The organism is Nostoc sp. FACHB-888 (assembly GCF_014696655.1).
Lineage (GTDB): Bacteria > Cyanobacteriota > Cyanobacteriia > Cyanobacteriales > Nostocaceae > Nostoc.
Genome location: NZ_JACJQM010000294.1, coordinates 1 through 4,117 on the forward strand (window position 1 = coordinate 1; position 4,117 = coordinate 4,117).

The following is a 4,117-nucleotide window of genomic DNA, read 5'->3' on the forward strand; positions in this document are numbered from 1 at the left end:
ACAAAGCTTAAGCTTATTGAGAACTGAAAACGAAAAATTAAGGTTTTCAAGCACATTTTACGAAAAGGAGTAGGGATTTTTAGAATAGTGGGATAGGTTCAACAGGTGATACTTCAATTATCCACAATGTACCAGTATCTCCGATGCGATGCCTGCGGAAAGGGTGGGTACGCCATCGCACATTTACTATTTATTTTCTAGTACATTACTAGCCAGTTGTGGTGTTCGCGCAGCGTCTCGTAGAGAAGCGATGACCGAGTGCTGTGGGTTAGCTGCTGAGTTCTACAGCGTTGGGTCAACAACTGGCGATTTGTGACTGTTCTGTTCTGTTGATATCTCATTTAAACGGCAATTTAGAGAGTTGTGATGCCAAATTGCCAAAACCTTTGAACATAGCGGTGTAACTTCAATTTTTTCTTAGAGGAAAGCCCAAAGAGCGTAGGCGCACCCCTTAAAGTAGACATCGCCACCTCACAACCTAGGCGCAGCCCGTCGTAGACATCGCTCTCCCAATTCTTAGAGGAAAAGTTAAGGATGCGTAGTTTAGCGATCGCGCTCAAGCCTAAAAATAGGCAATTTAACCAAGATAAGGGTATTGTGGCGGTTTAATTTTCAATAATTCAGCCCAGTATTGTATAGCATTATGTTTGGTGGTTTCTATGTCACGCGATTTGTGAACTCTGCCTATTTCCATTAAAAAATATGTGAGTTTTATAGCAGTAAGTAGGTTAATTAATCCTACCGCTTTTAAATGTTGTAAAAATAAATGAATAATAGTTTGTAATTTTTGTTTATGACGAAAATACATCCACCATTTCATTTGATGTATAGCAATACTAGTTTGATAACCTAATATAGTTTCTACTTGGGTTAATTTATCTTTAACCAGGGTAAGCGCATCTAATTTTGTAGCTCTTGATATAGATAAAAAGCTTAAAACTCTATCTGAATATCAATTTTCCATTCAAAATAGGACAAATTGTCGTAAATGATTGAAAAAACATAGTTCAAATAGTTTTTTATGTTTTTGACCACATAAAGCCGAAAATGTCAATCCCACCCCTTGGCTCAGTATACTAATTTTGAACTTATTTGTGCTTTGGGTGAACCTCAAAGCTACCGTGTCAATAGGGTTTGAGATGCGCTTACCCTGATGTCGTAGCTGATTTATTGTCCACTTACTGCCCAACTAAAACCCGGAACTGCTTATCTTGGCGAATGTTATCAAAGTCGGAATCTGTTAAAGCATACTCCCGATACTTTGCATCTAAATCAATTGCCCGTTGCAAATTCTCGATCGCTGCTTTGACCTCCTTCTTTAAGCTATAGGCACAAGCTTTGTTGTAGTAAGCATTAGCATCATTAGGTTGGAGCTTCAGGGCTTGGTTGTAATCGGCGATTGCTTGAGTGTAGTTGCCCTCCCTGGCGTAAGCAACCCCCCGACTGACGTAAGTATCAGTAAAGTTGGGCTGGAGGTTCAGGGCTTGGTTGTAATCGGCGATTGCTTGAGTGTAATTGCCCTGCTTGATGTAAGCAACCCCCCGATTGTAGTAAGCCACAGCATCATTAGGCTGGAGCTTCAGGGCTTGGTTGAAGTCGGCGATTGCTTGAGTGTAATCGCTCTGGAAGAGATGGGAGTTTCCAATCGATGCTTTCTTGTGCTCGCCTACGGCACGAGCAACTTCGCTACCTTGCTGTTCAGTAATGGTTTGGTTGAGCGCTTGCAGCTTGACATCCGCATAGGAGGGGTCGGTAGCATTTCGCAGGTTCCGCAGAATGTTGTCTGTCACCTGATAATTCTGCTGCTGAGTAATGAGCATTTGCGGTGGCTGGGCATAGACGGCAGGGGAAAATTCGCTCAAGACTGTAAAGATTCCTAAGATAGCGGCACTGGTGTAAATGTGGTTCATAAGCGACGTTAGGCAAAGCGTGTGAGCGGTTGCATCTCAACGAGTGCAGTCATAAATTAAGCTACCAAATGAAGTTACAGCTTTCCGGTTTCTTTCCTAGATCGGGGCAATGTGCTGGGAAGCGGGAGCAACGCGATTTTGTGAGGTGCTAAAAATTAGGGGTATAAATGACCTGTTTAATAGTGCGATCGCCCCCAACCCACTATGACTGAAACCCACAACCTCGGCATGACCGATACTGAGTATGCCCAGCTACTAGCCCAAGGCTACGACCCCAACCTAGAACACCAATTGATAGAGCTTGGCGAGAGCATAGACCAAGCCAGGAAGCTAGCGCGAATAGTGGGACTGACACAAGACAAAGCACCAGAGACTGATCAGGAGTGGGAAGAATTTATGGCAGTGTGGGAAGATTGATGCTGGGAGAAAGGAGCGAAGGGGCGAAGGGAGCGTGCCTATCATTCTTAGAGGAACAAATTAGGAGTAATGGCGTAATTGTCCACCTTCAGCGATGTGCCAACGCATCAATAGGCGTAGATATAGCGTCGCTGACACCAGGAGTAAACTAAACCGATTAGTTTAATTATTCCCCACGTAATTTAGGCAAGCTCATTCCTAAGCTTTTGTTATACATAGATTTTAGGTTTGACAGTAAAGTTGTTTATACCGCATTTAACAGTAATTTTTATATATTAATTAATACAGTGAAATACCTTATTAGCACATTGTTTTTGCATGGAGAAGGCAGTAATCTTTATGTGCTAATAATGTGTTTTAACCTGAACTCAGGTTATGTTAAGCCTCCCCCATGACGAGTCCTTCGATCGTATGCGCTTGTACGATAGGTTCTAGTGCGTCAACGATCCGGCAGGCGAAGTGCTTTCGGTGTTCTACAGGGATAGTCTCGTAGTAAGACCGAGTAAACTGGAGATCGTGCCGCTCTGCGTTTTGGGCATCTGGAGCATCCACACCAAGCACTAGGGCTGGCCGCGATTTTTGGGATTGGTTGGCGGTACCCCGATGAATAGTCAGCGCTGACCGGACAGATATATCTCCACGCTTCGGCATCTTCCTCACGGTGCGCTCCTGATATCGGCCGTAGAGAGATTTGGGCGGAAACATTTCGTGTTTGAAGCCAATTGGCCGATCCCACTGGGTGCCGGGCGCTATCTCGAACGGCCCCATGTCTTCTTCAACGTCCACGGTGGTCAAGTTGAAAGCAAGCGAGTTGAGCCTGCGTCCTGTCAGAGTGGCTTCAGGCGCGGGAAAGTCCCGGTGCCACGGCTGATTCAAGGAGCCAGTCAGAGGCACGTCGAACCCAATCTCCACGATTTTATAGTCCTTAGAGAGAACTGCGGTTGACACTGCCACTACCCAAGGATGTGTCACGAGGTCGAGAAATCCCCTGATTCTCTCCGGGTGAATCTCTACGTAGTATCGGTTAGGCCCTCGCCCCACCGTCCCACCAGGACGCGCAAGCGCTTCTGAGAAGAGAACTTCAATATCCTCACCGAGGCGATCTGCCCACATCGGCTCAAACGCCCCTTTCAACCCAATGATCCCGTCGCCGTAGAGTCCGCCCATTATGGTGGCAGTATCGTACTGCTCATCGAGCGCGGTTGGGGAGATGTCTTCTGTTTCCTCGACTTGGACGCTGTTCGTGTAGTCAAGGGTAACTTCGTGTGCGGCTGTATTCATCCTAATCTCCTTCTGAGAGCGTTTTAAAACAAGGTTATAACAGGGTCATCGTGGGCGGGATTATAGGCATATAGTTCTGCTACCCGGCCACAATGGCCCCAAGAACTAATAATAATTTGGGGTAGAGGGCGCGTAATTGGGCTATAAATTTCTAAATAAAAGGGTTATGGTTAAAACTCATGTAAATTCGGTTCTCATCACCTAATAAAATTATGATTACCGCACTTAAGTAAAACTAAAAAAAGATTACGGTTTACTCTAATTGCTCAGTTCGGTAAACCAGAATAATAACTATTAATACCAATAATAATCAACTAATTATTCTGCTGTTGAAGGGGATAGTCCAGTTAGAGGCTGTTTGAAAAGTCAAAGAAATGGTAAAAAAGCTCTCTCAGTATACGCTGTGAATATATAGTAGACAGCACTGAGAGAGCAACATGAGTAAAGCATACCCCAGCAATCTGACCCGTGCTCAATATGAATTTCTGAGTGACATGATTCCAGAACCA

At 44.7% G+C, this 4,117-nt stretch carries 5 protein-coding genes; 2 read left to right on the forward strand and 3 right to left on the reverse strand.

Features of this window, described 5'->3' with window-relative positions:
- Positions 1–148 precede the first annotated feature (148 nt).
- The gene (locus tag H6G26_RS39395; RefSeq protein WP_190737288.1) at positions 149–316 is read left to right on the forward strand and encodes a hypothetical protein; all 168 of its coding nucleotides are present in this window, start codon (positions 149–151) and stop codon (positions 314–316) included.
- A gap of 261 nt (positions 317–577) precedes the next feature.
- On the opposite strand, the gene H6G26_RS39400 is transcribed toward H6G26_RS39395, so the two are convergent.
- Complete coding sequence (locus H6G26_RS39400; RefSeq protein WP_242054338.1) at positions 578–820, reverse strand: hypothetical protein; 243 nt, start codon at positions 818–820, stop codon at positions 578–580.
- Positions 821–1,178: 358 nt separating this feature from the next.
- The gene (locus H6G26_RS39405; RefSeq protein ID WP_190737290.1) at positions 1,179–1,910 is read right to left on the reverse strand and encodes a tetratricopeptide repeat protein; all 732 of its coding nucleotides are present in this window, start codon (positions 1,908–1,910) and stop codon (positions 1,179–1,181) included.
- A gap of 204 nt (positions 1,911–2,114) precedes the next feature.
- On the opposite strand from H6G26_RS39405, the gene H6G26_RS39410 reads away from it, so the two are divergent.
- A complete protein-coding gene (locus tag H6G26_RS39410; RefSeq protein ID WP_190737292.1) occupies positions 2,115–2,327 on the forward strand; it encodes a hypothetical protein in 213 nt (70 codons plus the stop codon).
- A 378-nt stretch (positions 2,328–2,705) separates the two neighbouring features.
- Here the strand turns inward: H6G26_RS39410 and H6G26_RS39415 are convergent, their stop codons facing one another.
- The gene (locus H6G26_RS39415) at positions 2,706–3,608 is read right to left on the reverse strand and encodes a phytanoyl-CoA dioxygenase family protein (protein ID WP_190737294.1); all 903 of its coding nucleotides are present in this window, start codon (positions 3,606–3,608) and stop codon (positions 2,706–2,708) included.
- Positions 3,609–4,117 lie beyond the last annotated feature (509 nt).